General features: G+C 39.9%; 17 protein-coding genes and 1 pseudogene. All 18 read left to right on the forward strand.

From position 1 onward, the window contains the following. Positions 1 to 786: 786 nt before the first annotated feature. The 18 genes and pseudogenes from HMPREF9698_RS00360 (at position 787) to pepF (ending at position 16,785) form a co-directional block, all read left to right on the forward strand. Positions 787 to 1,635, forward strand: coding sequence for an SAM hydrolase/SAM-dependent halogenase family protein (locus tag HMPREF9698_RS00360; protein ID WP_003776139.1), 849 nt, complete (start codon positions 787 to 789; stop codon positions 1,633 to 1,635). Further along, the gene (locus HMPREF9698_RS00365; RefSeq protein WP_003776141.1) at positions 1,636 to 2,193 is read left to right on the forward strand and encodes an ECF-type riboflavin transporter substrate-binding protein; all 558 of its coding nucleotides are present in this window, start codon (positions 1,636 to 1,638) and stop codon (positions 2,191 to 2,193) included. Between the two features lies 1 nt (position 2,194). Beyond that, positions 2,195 to 3,918, forward strand: a pseudogene (locus HMPREF9698_RS00375) (ABC transporter ATP-binding protein). Further along, positions 3,905 to 4,738, forward strand: coding sequence for an energy-coupling factor transporter transmembrane component T family protein (locus HMPREF9698_RS00380; protein WP_003776148.1), 834 nt, complete (start codon positions 3,905 to 3,907; stop codon positions 4,736 to 4,738). Before HMPREF9698_RS00375 ends, HMPREF9698_RS00380 begins: the two are co-directional and overlap by 14 nt. Before the next feature lie 122 nt (positions 4,739 to 4,860). Beyond that, positions 4,861 to 5,631, forward strand: coding sequence for an enoyl-CoA hydratase/isomerase family protein (locus tag HMPREF9698_RS00385; protein WP_003776149.1), 771 nt, complete (start codon positions 4,861 to 4,863; stop codon positions 5,629 to 5,631). A gap of 286 nt (positions 5,632 to 5,917) precedes the next feature. Further along, complete coding sequence (infC, locus tag HMPREF9698_RS00390) at positions 5,918 to 6,439, forward strand: translation initiation factor IF-3 (protein ID WP_040292350.1); 522 nt, start codon at positions 5,918 to 5,920, stop codon at positions 6,437 to 6,439. A gap of 27 nt (positions 6,440 to 6,466) precedes the next feature. Continuing rightward, the gene (gene rpmI / locus HMPREF9698_RS00395) at positions 6,467 to 6,667 is read left to right on the forward strand and encodes a 50S ribosomal protein L35 (RefSeq protein WP_003776154.1); all 201 of its coding nucleotides are present in this window, start codon (positions 6,467 to 6,469) and stop codon (positions 6,665 to 6,667) included. A 23-nt stretch (positions 6,668 to 6,690) separates the two neighbouring features. Beyond that, positions 6,691 to 7,053, forward strand: a complete 363-nt coding sequence (rplT, locus tag HMPREF9698_RS00400; protein ID WP_003776156.1) for a 50S ribosomal protein L20 — start codon at positions 6,691 to 6,693, stop codon at positions 7,051 to 7,053. Between the two features lie 245 nt (positions 7,054 to 7,298). After that, complete coding sequence (gene lplA / locus HMPREF9698_RS00405) at positions 7,299 to 8,318, forward strand: lipoate--protein ligase (RefSeq protein WP_003776160.1); 1,020 nt, start codon at positions 7,299 to 7,301, stop codon at positions 8,316 to 8,318. A 35-nt stretch (positions 8,319 to 8,353) separates the two neighbouring features. Further along, entirely contained in the window at positions 8,354 to 8,728 is a 375-nt protein-coding gene (locus tag HMPREF9698_RS00410; protein WP_003776161.1) for an ArsC/Spx/MgsR family protein, read from the forward strand. 228 nt (positions 8,729 to 8,956) lie between these two features. Beyond that, complete coding sequence (locus HMPREF9698_RS00415) at positions 8,957 to 9,622, forward strand: adaptor protein MecA (RefSeq protein ID WP_003776164.1); 666 nt, start codon at positions 8,957 to 8,959, stop codon at positions 9,620 to 9,622. Between the two features lie 119 nt (positions 9,623 to 9,741). Beyond that, on the forward strand, positions 9,742 to 10,857 hold the full coding sequence (locus HMPREF9698_RS00420; protein WP_003776165.1) for a helix-turn-helix domain-containing protein: 1,116 nt from the start codon (positions 9,742 to 9,744) through the stop codon (positions 10,855 to 10,857). 19 nt (positions 10,858 to 10,876) lie between these two features. Beyond that, complete coding sequence (locus HMPREF9698_RS00425) at positions 10,877 to 11,092, forward strand: PLD nuclease N-terminal domain-containing protein (protein ID WP_003776167.1); 216 nt, start codon at positions 10,877 to 10,879, stop codon at positions 11,090 to 11,092. After that, a complete protein-coding gene (locus HMPREF9698_RS00430) occupies positions 11,089 to 12,009 on the forward strand; it encodes an ABC transporter ATP-binding protein (RefSeq protein ID WP_003776171.1) in 921 nt (306 codons plus the stop codon). The genes HMPREF9698_RS00425 and HMPREF9698_RS00430 overlap by 4 nt, the downstream gene beginning before the upstream one ends. Then, positions 12,006 to 12,773 carry an ABC transporter permease subunit gene (locus HMPREF9698_RS09265; protein ID WP_003776173.1) on the forward strand — a complete coding sequence of 256 codons (768 nt, stop codon included), beginning with the start codon at positions 12,006 to 12,008 and terminating at the stop codon, positions 12,771 to 12,773. Before HMPREF9698_RS00430 ends, HMPREF9698_RS09265 begins: the two co-directional genes overlap by 4 nt. A 182-nt stretch (positions 12,774 to 12,955) precedes the next feature. Further along, positions 12,956 to 14,026 (forward strand): competence protein CoiA, encoded by a 1,071-nt coding sequence (locus HMPREF9698_RS08345; protein WP_003776175.1) that lies wholly within the window; start codon positions 12,956 to 12,958, stop codon positions 14,024 to 14,026. Between the two features lie 65 nt (positions 14,027 to 14,091). Beyond that, the gene (locus HMPREF9698_RS00445) at positions 14,092 to 14,868 is read left to right on the forward strand and encodes a M15 family metallopeptidase (RefSeq protein ID WP_003776177.1); all 777 of its coding nucleotides are present in this window, start codon (positions 14,092 to 14,094) and stop codon (positions 14,866 to 14,868) included. Positions 14,869 to 14,970: 102 nt separating this feature from the next. Then, positions 14,971 to 16,785: an oligoendopeptidase F gene (gene pepF / locus HMPREF9698_RS00450; protein WP_003776179.1), complete on the forward strand. Its 1,815-nt coding sequence runs from the start codon at positions 14,971 to 14,973 to the stop codon at positions 16,783 to 16,785. Positions 16,786 to 16,911 lie beyond the last annotated feature (126 nt).

Genomic DNA, 16,911 nt, shown 5'->3' on the forward strand with positions numbered 1-16,911 from the left:
GATTCAGCCAAACGGATTGCGTATTCACGCAAAAAGTACTGGCGACTGTCATGCACACATGAATTTCATCGTGCAATAACAACAGAAAGACTCAGCAAGTGGGGCTTAGTTCCACTAAGCACTATCGCTGAGTCTGCTTACGCAAGATATTGAACCGCCGTGTACGGAACCGTACGCACGGTGGTGTGAGAGGTCGACTAGCCAATTAATGGCTAGTCTCCTACTCGATGTTGGCTCTATATCACAGGCCCATTGTCAGCTTTCAGACCTGACATGGACTTAACTGGGGATTCTATAATCGCCAAGTAATTGTAGAATTTTGGTTTGGAGATTCTACAATCGCCGAGCAATTGTAGAACTTTGAGAAAAACGTTTATCACTAGACAGATCCAAGACCTAGCCTGACTTGGCCAGAGTTTTGAACTTGACACCAAAACTTCCTTATTTTGAATTATTGTCCAGTTTCAACTACAAAACTTCCTTATTTTGAATTATTGTCCAGTTTTAACTACAAAACTTCCTTATTCTGAATTATTGTCCAGTTTCAACTTGTAGGTTTCAACTTCAAAAGTACTTTATCATTTATAAAACTGCCAAGCTAAAAAATAGATGGCTTCTGTGTTGACCAATTCTTTAGTTTACAAGAAGGACGGATTTGACCAACTAGCAGATTGACTTTTACCAGACCAAGTCTTCTATTTAATGAGATTTTAGTAAATAATTGCTTTGCTTATCTCATGAAAAAGGTGTATTATATGAATAATAATGATGAAAGTGGGCAGGTTAATGAGTCGAAAACATTTGGTCTTGCAATCCGATTTTGGTTTGGATGATGGGGCAGTTGCCGCCATGTATGGTGTGGCTTATTCAGTAGCCCCTAACATTACTATCTCTAATCTAACTCATGGGATTAATCCTTACAATGTATTTGATGGCTCCTATCGTTTAATTCAAACCGTCAATTATTGGCCCGAGGGAACAGTCTTTGTTTCCGTAGTTGACCCAGGGGTCGGCACTGACCGGCAAAGTGTGGTGGCTAAATTAAAATCGGGTCACTACATCGTAACACCCAATAATGGTACCTTATCCCATGTCCATAAATATATTGGCCTTGAATCACTGAAAGAAATTGATGAAACAGTGAACCGCCTGGCCCATTCGGAAGGGAGTCACACCTTCCATGGCCGAGATATCTATGTATATAATGGTGCTTTACTGGCTGAGGACGAGACTTATTATGACCAGTTAAAAGCCATTCCCTTAAATTCGCTTGAAAGTCTTGAACTTCTAGACCCGAACTCTGATGGCCAAACTAGGATTGAGGGGGTTATTGATATATTTGACATACGGTTCGGCTCATTATGGACTAATATTCCGGCTAGACTTTTAAAGGAACTTAGCATTCAATCAGGTGATCAAGTAAAGGTGACCATAGAACATGATGGGGTTCAAAGGTATCAGAATTATATGCGGTTTGGTCATAGCTTTGCAGATGTCCAAGTCGGTGAACCAATTGCCTATATCAATTCTTTACTTCACTTGGGCATTGCCATCAACCAAAAGAGTTTTTCGGAAACCTATAATATAGGTCGGGGCAATGACTGGCTCATTTTAATAGAGAAAGTAGGAAAGTAAATGCAAGCGAGCAATAAATCATCCTTAACCACCCTAGTAGCCATTGGTATTGGGGCAGCAGTGTTTTTTATATTGGGTAGGTTTTTATCTATTCCAGTTGGTATTCCTAATACCAGTTTTGAAACTACTTATCCATTTTTATCCTTAATGTCGGTCATATTTGGCCCTTTAGCTGGTGCACTAATCGGTTTCCTTGGACACACTATAAAAGATTTATTAACTTATGGAGCTTGGTGGTCTTGGATTTTAGCCTCAGGTGTAACAGGGATTGGCTATGGAATCGTTGGGAAAACATTAAAAGTAGAGAAAGGTACATTTACTAAAAAAGATATGGTTAAATTTAATATTGGTCAAGTGATTGTAAATATTTTATCTTGGCTTCTTGTAGCACCATTATTAGACATTCTGATCTACGCAGAGCCTGCTAATAAAGTATTTATCCAAGGTGCCGTATCTGCTTTAATGAATTCTATAGCTGTAGCTGTTCTAGGGACTATCCTTATTAAGGCCTACGCTTCTACACGTAGTCAATCCGGTAGTTTGAAAAAGGAAGATTAAAATGACTCAACCGATCATTTCCTTTGACCAGGTTAGCTTTCAGTATGATAGCCAAGCTGAACCTAGCCTAATAGATATAAGTTTTCAAATTCAACAAGGTGAAATTGTTCTGATACTTGGACCTTCAGGATCAGGCAAATCGACTATGGCTAAATGTATTAATGGACAAATTCCTCACGCTTTTCCTGGGGATTTACAAGGGAATATTCAGGTAAATGGAGTTGATCCTCGGTCAACTTCATTATTTGAATTGTCATTAGTAGTAGGGACAGTTTTACAAGACACAGATGGACAATTTGTTGGCTTGACTGTAGCAGAAGACCTAGCCTTTGCTTTAGAAAATGATAGAGTTGACCAAGCTAAAATGAAGGATATAGTACAAGGCTGGAGTCAAGCTTTAGATATGAAAATTTATTGGAAAAAAATCCTCATAATCTATCTGGTGGACAGAAACAACGTGTTTCAATCGGTGGTGTTTTAGTAAATGATATTCCTATATTGTTATTTGATGAACCTTTGGCCAACTTAGATCCAGCTTCAGGGGAAGGAACGATTGAGTTAATTAACCGTTTAAACAAAGAATTAGGTGTGACGGTTGTTATAATCGAGCACCGTTTAGAAGAGTGCTTATTAGCTGGCATTGACCAAGTAATTTTACTTAACGAAGGTAAATTAGTATCTAACACATCAGTTAGTGACTTATTAAAGACAGACCTTTTAAGTCAAGTAGGTTTAAGGCAACCATTGTATATACAAGCACTTAAATATGCTGGAGTAGACATCAACGAAATTGAATCGATCGGACACTACCGAAAAACCACAATTGACCCAAATTATTTAAACAAAGTAGAGAAGTGGGCACAATCAATACATAGAAATGACGAAAATAATTGTGGTGAAATAATATTAAAAACAGAAAATTTGACCTATCAGTATCCAAATCAAGCGACACCAGTTCTCCAGAACATCAGTTTTGAAATTCGTAGAGGAGATAAAGTTAGCTTAGTAGGTTCGAATGGTGCCGGGAAGTCTACCCTAGCAAAAGTAATATGTGGATTCCTAAGACCTAAAAAAGGAACAATAGCAATAATGGGACAGGATATTAGTAACTATTCCATAAAAGAAATTGCAGACCGAGTAGGCTACGTAATGCAAAATCCTAACTCAATGATTTCACAGAATTTAATTTTTGATGAAGTTGCTCTAGGTCTCAAAAATAGAGGAATTGCTAGTGATGAGATTATAAAAAGGGTTCATGAAACTTTGCGTATTTGTGGACTATATCCGATGAGAAATTGGCCTATCTCAGCCCTTTCCTATGGACAAAAGAGGAGGGTAACGATAGCAAGCATTCTTGTTTTAGAACCACAAATATTGATTTTGGATGAACCGACTGCTGGGCAAGATTATTACAATTATACTCAATTCATGACTTTTGTTGACTCGTTAAACCGTGATCAAAATTTAACTATTTTAATGATCACCCATGATATGCATTTAATGCAGGAGTATACTGGACGGAGTTTAGTCTTTAACCAAGGACATTTATTAGCTGACACTACTCCCGCAGTAATTTTAAGTAATCATAGGCTAATGACCAAATCAGATTTAGTACCGACCAGTTTGTATTATTTAGGTCAAGACTTAACGAGTCTTACTACTGAAGATTTTATTCAGAAGTTCATGGATTACGAAAGTAAGGTGATCTATCGTGAGTCAAGCTAGTTATTTGGGCTTTCAACCAGGTACTACCTTTATCCACAAGTTAAATGGCACGACCAAATTAATTGCATTTCTATCATTATCTTTAATTACTATGATTTCTTATGATATACGATTTTTGACCTTAGTTGGCATTATAAGTTTGTGCCTCTTTATAAAAGCTGATGTATCATGGAGGTCCATCAAAGTTCCTGTTTACTTGGTAATCGTATTTGCGAGTCTTAATCTTTTAACTATTTATCTTTTTGCTCCTGAGCAAGGTGTTGAGATTTTTGGAAGTAGAAATGTTATATGGGAAGGCATAGGAAGATATACATTGACTTGGGAACAATTAATTTATGAAGCTAATATTCTCTTGAAGTATTTCACCACAATACCATTAGCTTTTATTTTTATTTTAACGACCAATCCGAGTGAGTTTGCCTCAAGTCTAAATAGAATTGGTCTATCATATCGGATTTCTTACGCCGTTTCTTTAACACTACGATATATTCCTGATATACAGCAAGAGTTTTATGACATTAAACAATCTCAGCAAGCTCGAGGAATAGAAATGTCTAACAAAGCTCCTATATTAGATCGTTTAAAACATACAGCGGGAATAGTCTTACCCATTATTTTTAATAGTCTAGATCGGATAGAAGTGGTTAGTAATGCAATGGAATTACGTCGTTTTGGTAAAGGAAAACAACGAACTTGGTATAGATACAAACCCTTTAGTCGATTAGATATAGTCTGCATAATTATAGTTTTTTTACTTGTTCTGCTAGGTATCATGATGTTAATTCTAAATGGAAGTCGTTTTTATAACCCCATGGCCTAATAATAGCTTGAATTTAAAATCTCATTGACAACCTTTTTAACATCATCCTTGCCATGTAAGCCATTCCTGTGTATAATGTAGATAAATAGTAAAACGCTTACATACAAAACGGAGGTCCAACAATGACTAAAGAATTTCCGACTATTGACTACCATGTTGAAGACAAGATAGCCTACATTACTTTGAACCGGCCAGAGGTTGGGAATGCTTTTGCCAGCACCACTTACGGTGAAATTAGGGAAGCCATGGCCTTGGCAGACCAGGACGACCAGGTTGATGTGGTCATTATATCTGGTAAGGGCAAACACTTCTGTGCTGGTGGCGATATTCAAGAGTTTAACAAGATGCTAGAGAATAACCAAGTCATGGAAGAAGAGGATATCTTGGAAACCGGTCGCCTGGCTAAAAGTCTCTTGACAGCCAAAAAACCTGTTATTGCAGCTGTTAACGGGGCAGCGGCTGGAGCTGGCTTTGGCTTGGCCTTGGCTAGTGACTTTATTATTATGGACAAAGAAGCTAGCCTCCACAGTGCCTTTATCCACCTGGCCCTACCAGGTGATACTAGCTTAATTTACACCCTACAAAAAGCCTTGGGCACCTTTAAGGCTAAAGAACATGTTATGTTGGGGAAACCCATTGATGCTAAGCTGGCTCAGGAATACAATTTAACCTATAAGATTGTAGACAAGGAAGACCTGGCCCAAGCTGCCTTGGACTTGGCCCACGACCTGTCTAAACTATCGACTAATGGCTTAATGCTACAAAAAGACCTCTTTGCCCGCATCTTTTACCCAGAACTGGATGACTTTAACGCAGCTGAAGCCCAAAACATGCACCATGCTTCCAAGCACCCAGACCACTTAGAAGCGGTCCGCAAGTTCCTAGGCAAATAAATGCTGGCCAGTTTTATTGACCCAATAGTCCAAAAACTCTTGCCATAAAGGGCTAAAATTATCCTTGACAGTTTAAGCAGATATTGCTATAGTAGTAAACGTTGAGAAAACAAAGTAGAAGTCCCTCTTCTCGCCTAATGGATCTTGTCCATGGGCTAATATCAGATTGACGACACTTGGCCATATCTTGTGCCAAGTTTTGACAATGAAATTAATCTGAACGGGACTTCTGTATGGATTTACAGAGTTCCGTTCTTTGTTTTTTCACAAATACTTTCGGAGGTGGATCATCATAAAGGAGCTAATTATTAACGATCGCATTCGCGACAATGAGCTACGATTAATCGGACATGATGGAGAACAAATCGGTGTTGTCTCACGCCAGCAAGCCTTAGATGCTGCAGAACGTGCAGGCATGGACTTGGTCCTTGTCTCACCAAATGCGAAACCTTCTGTTGCCCGTATCATGGACTACGGCAAATACCGCTATGAACAGCAGAAAAAAGAACGTGAGCAACGTAAAAATCAAAAGACAGTGGATGTTAAAGAAATCCGCTTAAGTCCAACGATTGATGACCATGATTTCAATACCAAGTTGAAGCAAGGACGTAAGTTTTTAGACAAGGATGGAGACAAAGTTAAAGTTTCTATTCGTTTCCGTGGCCGAGCAATCACTCATAAAGATATCGGGCGTGAGGTTCTTGAGCGTTTCGCTGAAGAGACCAAGGACGTTGGCGATATCGAATCCAAAGCTAAAATGGATGGTCGTTCCATGTTTATGATGATTGCCCCTAAAAGCGAAAAATAAGACTGCGTCACAAGAGGAGGATACTGTATGCCTAAAATGAGAACCCACAAGGGAAGTCAAAAACGTTTTAAACGAACTGGCTCAGGTAAATTAAAACGAAGCCGGGCTAAAACTAGCCACTTGTTTGCCAATAAAACCCAAAAACAAAAACGTAAACTACGTAAGGCTTCAATGGTTGCCAATTCTGACTACAAACGTATTAAACAACAAGTACCTTACATGAAGTAAGCTAGTAAAGGAGGAAGAAAAAGATGGCAAGAGTTAAAGGTGGTACTGTCACCCGTCGTCGCCGTAAACGTACTTTAAAACTGGCTAAAGGCTACTACGGCTCAAAACATAAATTATACCGTGTTGCTAAGCAACAGGTCATGAAATCCCACATGTATGCTTACCGTGACCGCAAAGTGAACAAGCGGAACTTCCGTAAGCTTTGGATTTCCCGTATCAATGCAGCGGCTCGCTTGAACGGCTTGAGCTACTCTAAATTTATGCACGGCTTGAAATTAGCCCACATTGACTTAAACCGAAAAGTCTTAGCAGACTTGGCTGTTAACGATGAAGAAGCTTTTGCTTCTTTAACCGACCAAGCCAAAGAAGCTATTGCAAATAACTAAGCTTTGGTGGAGAGAGATTGAACTGTTTGTTCAGTCTCTTTTTTTGTATCAAATAAAACCACTGTCCTCTGTGTTAAATAAATTGTGTCACAAAAAAAGGATGAACAATTTTGTGTTTTTTCAACCACTTTTTAGACTTGGCTTGGCTTAAGGAAGTAAAAATTTTCGCTTTTCTTTTTTAAACCTATATTTTTTGACCAAAGTGTCTTACACTAGAGTTAACTAAAAAGGAAAGGAAAAGTGAAATGTATTACGTTAAAAATGAACGCGATGGAAAAGAAATTCATGATGCTTCTACCAACCTAGCAATCGAATACCACTTGTTAAACCATGTTCACTTGGACGAACCGATCTTGCTTTTTTACATCAATGATAATGCTATTATTGTCGGGAAAAACCAAAACACTTATGAAGAAGTGAATACTTCCTATGTAGAAGAACACGGGGTCAATGTGGTTCGCCGGTTAAGTGGTGGCGGGGCAGTTTACCACGACTTGGGTGTCTTGAACTTTTGCTTTTTGACGGATGATGACGGGGACTCCTTCCGTAACTTTAAAAAATTTACCGATCCTGTGATTGATGCCCTACAAAAAATGGGTGTTTCCGGAGCTGAACTCCGCGGCCGCAACGACTTAGTCATTGGGGATAAAAAATTCTCAGGCAATGCCATGTACTCAAAAGATGGCCGGATGACAGCACACGGTACCATGTTATTTAACTCCCAAATTGATGCAGTTGTCGGTGCCTTGAAGCCCAAAAAGCACAAGTTGGAATCTAAGGGCGTTAAATCCATTAAAAGTCGGGTCACCAACATCAAACCTTACTTGAGTGATGAATACCAAAACTTGAATACTAAAAGCTTCCGCGAAAAAATCCTACTGAATATCTTTGGTGTTGACTCAACCGAAGATGTGAAAGAATACAAGTTGACTGATGAAGACTGGGAACAAATTGAAGAATTTAGAGACGAGTATACTGGTAATTGGGACTGGAACTACGGGGAATCACCAGACTTTGACCTTGAAAGAAGTGAACGCTTGTCTATTGGCTCTGTCGAAGTTAAATTAAATGTTGATGCTGGTAAAATCCAAGACATCAAAATTTACGGGGACTTTTTCGGCATGGGTGAAATTTCTGATGTGGAAGACAAGTTAAGAGGGGTCCAATACCAGGCTAAAGCCATTGAAGAGGCTTTGAACCAGGTGGATATTGATAAATACTTTGGAGATGTTGAGCTTTCTGAACTGGTTGATTTGATCTACTAATTATTTCTTTAAAAATATTTGCTGGGGGAATTGCCATGCTTAAACTTTTTACCTATCCAGGATCAATTGAAAGCAACAAGCTGAAATCTTGGTTGGAGGACCACCAACTGGCCTACACTGAGAAAAATTTATTTGACCAATTGATGACCATTGAAGAATTAAAGCAGATTACCTCCCTAACTGAATTAGGGGCTCAGGATATTATCGCGGATGAATATTTTTCAGTCGTCAAACATGTGGTCTTAGCCGATGATATTTCGATAAAAGAATTGTACGATTATATCAGACAAGAACCCAAACTTATTAAGTTGCCCATGTTATTTGATGAAAAACGCCTATTGGTTGGCTACGACGAAAATTTCTTAAATAGTTTCCTGACTTCCCCAGCCAAATTAACAGTTGAATATTAATGGCTTGCTTGGTGACATGATTTAAACTTGTTACAAGCAGCTGGGTTCAAGTGACCTTTTTTGAGAGGGTGGTAGGAATAACCTATCACTCTTTTTTATGGCAAAAAACAAACTTTAAAGCAATATTAACTGGGCTGACTTGCTTGTTTAATGGCAATATTTTTAGTATAATGTAATCTACTTAGGACCACATATTTGGTGTAAAAGAATAAATGAGGTGCTTGAGATATGGAAATCGAACATATAAATGAGGATACCATCCGTGTTAAAATAGAAAACTCAGATCTCATTGAACGTGGTGTGACCTTCCTTGATTTACTCAGCAACCAAAAGCAAATTGAGCGGTTCTTCTACTCAATTTTAGAAGAGGTCGACTTAGATGACGAGTTTAAAGACTCTAATGCGGTTACCTTCCAGGTCATGCCCAAAAACAATGGCCTTGAACTCTTTATTAGCAAGGGGGCCAATGTTGATGACGACATTATCAACCATTTTAATGACCAGGCTAATCTTTCCTTTGACGACTATCTGACGGGGGAAGGCGACTACCACTATGACCTTGACCATCATGAAGAAGGCAGTAAGCAAGTGGCCCCAGACCTACAGCGAATTATTTCTTTTGATGACATCGAAAAAGTTATCCTACTAGCTCATGATATTGATAGTTTCTGGATTTCTTCCTCCCTTTACTACCAAGACCAGACCTATTACCTCTACTTGGCCTTTGAAGGAGAAGAAGAGGATACCAATGAAAGCTACCGTGAACTTCTCTTTGCCAAAGCCTTGGAATATGGTGAGGAAAGTCAAGTAACTAAAGATGTTATCCAAGAGCATTGCAAATGCATTATCGAACAAGATGCTCTTGGGACCCTTTCCAAGTATTTTGAAGACTAAGTAACCACTTAGCAAGCAAACCCCGGTTTTGGCCGGGGTTTTTTATTATGGGGTAGTTAACTATAAATCGCTTGAGAGTCCTATAAGCTCCTTATAAAATTAAGAAAAGGAGGAAGAATATGGATAACTTTAATATATCAAGAAAAATCGTGGAGTGTCGGCAGAAGAAAGGAATTAACCAAGAAGAGTTGGCTAATTTTATTGGCGTATCCAAAGCATCTGTCTCTAAGTGGGAAAGAGGACACAGTTTTCCTGAAATTACTTTTCTTCCCCTTTTGGCAAGCTATTTTGATATTACGATTGATGAATTAATGGGCTATGAGCCGCAAATGTCCAAGGAAAATATTAGGACATTATACCTAAAATGTGCTAAGGACTTTACTGAACTTCCTTTCCAGGATGTATTCAGCTATTGTGAGACGGTCATCAAAAAATACTATTCTTGTTACCCTCTCTTATTTCAAATGGCCAACTTATATTTGAATAATAGTAATTTAGCAGGTAGTAAAGAAAAACAGTTGCAAGTTCTTTCACGAGCAAAAGACTTGTTTCAACGGGTAAGACTTGAATGTGATGAACTCAATTTAATTAACCAAGCAACTTTATCGGAAGCCCTGTGCCAGCTCACACTCAATGAACCACAGCAAGCTATTGCCTTATTAAAAGAGATCACTAGGGAACTTGTCTCTCCAGCTCCCCTCCTTTCTCGGGCATATGAGATGGTTGGGGCGAATGAAAAAGCCATGCAAAGTCTGCAAATTGAAATCTACCAATTTTTAATTAACTTTTTACAGCTATTATTATCTTATATCCCCTTATTGGAAGGGGATAGATCGGATTTGAAAGATATGACCGAAAAATACCTAGATATCGCAAGGGCTTTCAAAATAAAAGAATTAAGACCTGACATGCTTGCCAATTTTTATCTGTTACTAGGTCAAGAATACATGAAAATAGGGATGACAAGAGAAAGTTTAGCTTATTTAAAAGACTACACCCATATCGTTACGGGCAACATATACCCACTTGAACTCAAAGGTGATGAATTTTTTACCAAGATAGAAGAATGGTTGCAAGACTTTCCAATTGGAAGAGCAGCCCCCAGGGATAGCCGTGTGATTCGAAAAAGTAATTATGAAGCTCTTGCAGATAATCCTTTGTTTTCGGGTTTGAAAGATCGGGATGACTATCAATCCATACTAAATAAATTGAAAGATAATTACAAGAATAAATAGTATACAAGGAGACTTTCTAATGGATGAATTACAAACAATTTTGTCAGAATATTGGATGTTTATACTGCCTCTTATCATCATTCAAGTTATTCTTCAAATAACTGCATTAATACACTTGTTTAAACATAGTCACTACACTCCTGCTAGCAAGTTGGTGTGGACATTAGTTATTTTGCTATTTCAAATGATAGGTCCGATCGTCTATTTTGCTTTTGGAGGGGGGAAACAGAGTTGACTGCTATCTTAGAAATGAAAGAAATATCCAAGATTTTTGGAGAAAAGAAAGTTTTAGACCAAGTTAATTTACGAGTGCCAGAAAAGTCCATATTTGGTTTTGTGGGGAAAAACGGGTCAGGTAAAACAACGACCATGAATATCATTCTTGGCTTATTAGAAGCTAGTGGAGGGGAGGTCTTTGTTTGTGGCGAAAAAGTGAAGTATGGTGAAACCAAGACCAATCGTCATATCGGTTATTTACCAGACGTTCCAGCCTTTTATGGTTATATGACGGCTAAGGAGTATTTACGACTTTGTGGTGAAATCTCTGGCCTTCATAAGACAAAAAGGGTTGAAAAGTCAGAAGAACTATTGGATCTAGTCGGTTTAAACGATGAACATGGAAAAATAATGACTTTTTCGAGGGGGATGAAGCAAAGATTGGGTTTGGCTCAGGCTTTAATCAATGAACCAAAACTTTTGATCTGTGACGAGCCTAGTTCAGCCCTTGATCCAATTGGACGTAAAAAAATACTGGATATCTTACTATCCATAAAGGGAAAAACAACAGTTTTGTTTTCAAGCCATATTCTAAGTGATATTGAAAGAGTATGTGACCGAGTTGCCTTTTTAGATAAGGGATGTATCCAGGTCCAAGGGGGTATAGGAGACCTTTTGTCTAGGACAAGCCAGAACAAGTATTTGGTTCAATTTTCAAGCCCAAAAGACTGCAATCGTTTGGATGACTTCCTAAGATCTGGCAAAGAAAAAGTATCGATTGAAAGAGACAAAACCTCACTTATGATAAATTTTGCTAACAAGCAAGTTGGGGGGACCTACCTCCTTGATTCATTTAATCAGACAGGTCTAGTCCCCTTGAAATTTGAAAAACTAGAAATTTCTTTAGAAGACTTGTTTGAAGAGGTGGTTGGATGAAACAGTATTGGGTATTTTCCAAAAAGGAATTTGTTGAAAGTGTTCGAACCAAAAAGCTCTTGGTCATCCTATTCGTTTTTGCAATAATTGGTATCTCGAGTCCCTTTACTGCCAAAATAATGCCAGACCTGATCGAAAATCTTAGCCAAACCAACATTGAAATAAACCTAGCTGAACCCAGCTCCTATGACTCTCTAGAGCAATTTTTTAAGAATACCCAACAGATGGGTTTACTTGTTTTTATCATAACTTTTAACGGGATAATCAAAAATGAGCTAACTAGCGGAAGTCTAATTAATATGCTAACGAAAGGCCTCAAAAGAAGGGCCGTTATATTGTCCAAAATTAGTATCATAAGCTTGGTTTGGACAATAGCTATCTTAGTCTCCTTTACTATAACCTGGGTCTACACGATTAACATTTTCCCTGACCAAGACCATAACTATGTTTTATTTTCGGTCTTTTGTATTTGGTTATTTGGTCTATTTTTACTAATCCTCTTGATTTTAGCTTCTTTACTGACAAAATCAAGTTACGGGCATTTGCTATTGACGGCTCTAGTTATCATTTTTGGTCTTATTGTAAATGTATTTGATAAAGTTCAAAAATATAACCCAATAACCCTAGCTAGCAAAAATATGGATATCATTAAGGGTGTGCTAGAACTAAGTTATTTTTATCCTAGTCTTTGGATTACTATCTTAGCCAGTGTCCTAATGCTTGTCATGTCGATTCTTATATTCAATAAAAAAAGTATAAACTAAAATCTTCAACTAATAAATGGATTGGGATAGTGTTATTCCATGTAAAAGCTTGCAAGCCTATCCAAGTATAATAACAACTAAGCAGCAAGCCTGGTTTTAACCGGGGTTTTTAGCATATTTTCCTCTCTTATAAAATGAAATTTCCAGAAAAATGCGTATTGTATAGGGAGGAGGTTTTTCTTATGTTACTAGCCATCAACCGTCAGGGGAAGTTAATCGATGCTGGTCAATTAGATCCAGGGCAAGGGTCTGACTATTACTGTCCAGCTTGCCGAGGCCGGGTCTTTTTAAAGAAGGGGACCAAGCGGATGGCCCACTTTTGCCACTTTCAAGAGACCACCTGCCAGGGTTTTTCGGAAGGAGAAACGAGGGACCACCTAGCAGGGAAGCGGTTTTTAGCCAATTATTTCAAGGGCTTTTTTGCCCAGGTTGACCTAGAAGCCCCCATTCAGGAAATTAACCAAAGGCCAGACCTCCTCCTCTCCCAAGAGGGAGGGAGGATAAAATTGGCCATCGAATTCCAGTGTAGCCCCATTTCTGTCCAACAAATCCTAGACCGGACGGCAGGCTATACAAGAATTGGCTATCCAGTCCTCTGGATCCTGGGGCCGCCCCTTCATTTACGAACTAAGTTACTAACCCTCCACCGGGCCATGATGAACTCCCACCTCTTTACTAGCCCCAGCCTTTTAAGTTTAGACTTAAAGCAAAAGAGTTTGCATGTCCACTATAATTTTTTGACTGGGGAGAGTTTAACCTGGCAAAACCAGGTCTTAAAAGACTTTCCCAAGCAAAAGCAGCTGGCAGATCCATTAGCCCAGGCTAGCAGAAAAGCGCCCAGCCAGCTGTACTTAAGTCAACAAAGAAGACAAGTTAAACGGCTCCACTACCACAAGGCCAAGTCTGCCCGACCATTTTTCCAACTGCTTTACAGCCACCATGACCACTTACTAGCCTTGCCAGATTGGATCTTCTACCCTTGCCCTTATGACTGGTTGATCGTGACGCCGGCTTATGAATGGAAGTACCGGGTCTTCAAATGGGTCGAATCTCTACCCCAGGCCAAGTCCATCAGGCTAAAAGACTTGGCAGACTTACTGAGGACTCTGGTTCAGGATGGGCATTTGCAGATTTATGAGACAGACGGTCTGGCAGAAAAGTTGGTATTTCAAAATTTGACTTTTTATCTGGGAATTTTAACTGACCAAAAAATCTTAGTCCAAAACAAGCTAGTCAGTTGGCAGAAAGTTTGACCTGGTAGGGATAAGTAATTTTGTGTTTAGGCTTAGGCTCTGGCATAATAGAAGAGGTGATAGCAATGAAAAAAATAATGAATCTTATGACTATCCTAGCCAGTCTAAGCCTATTAGTAGCCTGTGGCCCAAAAGAAGGGCCGGTTAACCAATTAGACCAAGCCCAAGTGGAAGAAGGGCCAGGAGCAGATCAAGCTGGGGACGACAAAGAGCTTGAAGAAGACCAAACTCCTTCCATCCAAGTCCATCCTCATAACCCCAGCCATGTCACAGCCTTGGTTAACAAAGACCATTCCTTGCCAGAAGACTATGCTCCTAGTGACCTTGTCCAGGTTCAAGTACCCACTGTCTTTGATAATTCGGAGGCCAACCAATTGCGACAAGAGGCAGCTGACCAACTAGTGGAACTTTTCCAGGAAGCCTCTGAACAGGGTTTTAAACTTTTTGCCCGGTCAGGCTACCGGTCTTACGCGACCCAGGCAGACCTATTTGCCAACTATGTCCAAGCAAATGGCTTGGAAGCAGCCCAGACCTTTTCAGCCCAAGCCGGAACCAGTGAACACCAAACGGGTTTAGCCATGGATATTACCTCGCCAGAAGTTGACTATGCCTTAACCGAATCTTACATTGATACAGAACCGGGCCAATGGCTGGCTAATAATGCCCACCGCTTTGGCTTCATTATGCGGTATCCACAAGGCAAGGAAGACATTACCGGCTACCAGTTTGAGCCTTGGCATTACCGGTATTTTGGCCCGGAACTTGCTAGCTATCTCTTTGAAAACGACTTGACCTATGAAGAATTCCTAGCAGAAGACGAAGCAGCTGACATCATTGATTAGCCCATATGGAAAACAAACACTTTTAAGGCAAGCTAAAATGATTTATGTTACAATAGGCCTATTAAGTCATGAGCTTATGATTAGAATGGAGCGAATACACTTATGAGTCAAAATGAATTACCTAGCCGCCAGGAAGTCGACCCTAAGCTGACCTGGGACTTGACCCCAATTTTTGCTAGTGACCAGGCTTGGGAAGAAGCCTTTGAAGAAGTGAAAGACCAAATTAAAGAAGTGGCCCAGTACCAAGGCACTTTAGACCAGGGACCCAAGGCCTTCCAACAAGCCTTGGAAGCTAACTTAGACCTTAGCCGCAAGCTTGAAAGTGTCTATGTTTACTCCCACTTAAAACATGACCAAGACACCAGTAATGGGGACTACCAAGCCTTAGAAGACCGAGCTCGGGGCTTGCTAGCCCAAGCTGCTACTGCTACAGCTTGGTTCCAACCTGAATTACTGGCCTTGGAAGAAGGCAAGGTGGCTTCTTACTTAGACCAAAACCCTGACTTGGAAGTATACCGTCATGAACTCAACCAGCAACTAGCCAAAAAAGACCATGTCCTAGATGCGGACAAGGAAGGTCTTTTAGCAGGGGCCTCTGAAATCTTTTCAAGCGGTAGCCAAACCTTTAATATTTTAAACAATGCAGACTTAACCTTCCCCTTGGTTCAAAATGAAGAGGGCGACCAGGTCCGGCTCTCCCACGGTTTATACGGTCAATTATTGGAGAGTACTGACCGCAATGTCCGCCGACAAGCTTTTGAAAAGTTGTATGAAGTTTACCAATCCTTCAACAACACCCTAGCTTCCACCCTCCAGACCGAAGTGAAGAAAAACAACTACCTAGCCCGGGTCCATAACTATAACTCTGCCCGACACCAGGCCCTCTCTAATAACAATATCCCAGAATCAGTCCATGAGACCTTGATTGAAGTTGTTAATGACAATTTGCCTCTTTTCCACCGCTACTTGGCCTTACGCAAAAAAGTCTTGGGCTTGGATGAACTCCACATGTATGACCTCTACACTCCGATTGCTGGGGAGTCTTCCTTGAAATATACCTTTGAAGAAGCTAGGGAAGAAACCTACAAGAGTTTAGCCAAACTGGGTCCAGACTATAAGGCTGTTTTAGACCGAGCCTTCCAGGACCGGTGGATTGATGTGGTTGAAAACAAAGGAAAAAGAAGTGGAGCTTATTCTTCAGGTGGTTACGATACCAACCCTTATGTCTTGCTCAACTGGCACGACTCCTTGGACAACCTCTATACCCTAGTCCATGAACTCGGCCACAGTGTCCACAGTTACTTTACCCGCAATAGTCAACCCTATATTTATGGGGATTACCCAATTTTCTTGGCTGAGATTGCCTCTACGACCAATGAAAACTTGTTGACCCACTATCTTTTAGAAAATGCTCAAGACCCCCTCACTCGGGTTCATGTCTTGAACCACTATCTTGATGGCTTTAAGGGGACTGTTTTTAGACAAACTCAATTTGCTGAATTTGAACACCATATTCACCAGGCAGCTGCAGAGGGACAACCCTTAACCGGCCACTACCTCAACCAAACCTACGGGGAATTAAATGACCGCTATTATGGTGATAGTGTCGTCAATGATGACCAAATTTTCTTTGAATGGTCTCGTATTCCCCACTTCTATATGAACTATTATGTTTACCAATACTCCACCGGCTTCTGTGCTGCTACCGCCTTGGCTGACAAGCTAGTTAAGGAAGAAGATGGTGCTTTAGGAGCCTACCTAGGTTACTTGAAATCCGGTGACAGTGACTACCCAATTGAAATTATGAAAAAAGCTGGGGTAGACATGACCAACAAGGCTTATATCGAGCGGGCCATGAAGGTCTTTGAAGAAAGACTAGGCCAGTTAGAAGATGCCTTGGCTGAATTAAAAGACTAGGCCCAGTACAACCAAATAGACAGCTAAGCCCTCCTTTAGTGGTAACTAAGGGAGGGCTTTTTGAGTAAAATGAGATAATTTTAAAAAGGAAAAGCAAGCCATGGCTTGGTTGAAGGCAGAGCTGAT

It is taken from the genome of Alloiococcus otitis ATCC 51267 (assembly GCF_000315445.1).
Classification (GTDB): domain Bacteria; phylum Bacillota; class Bacilli; order Lactobacillales; family Carnobacteriaceae_A; genus Alloiococcus; species Alloiococcus otitis.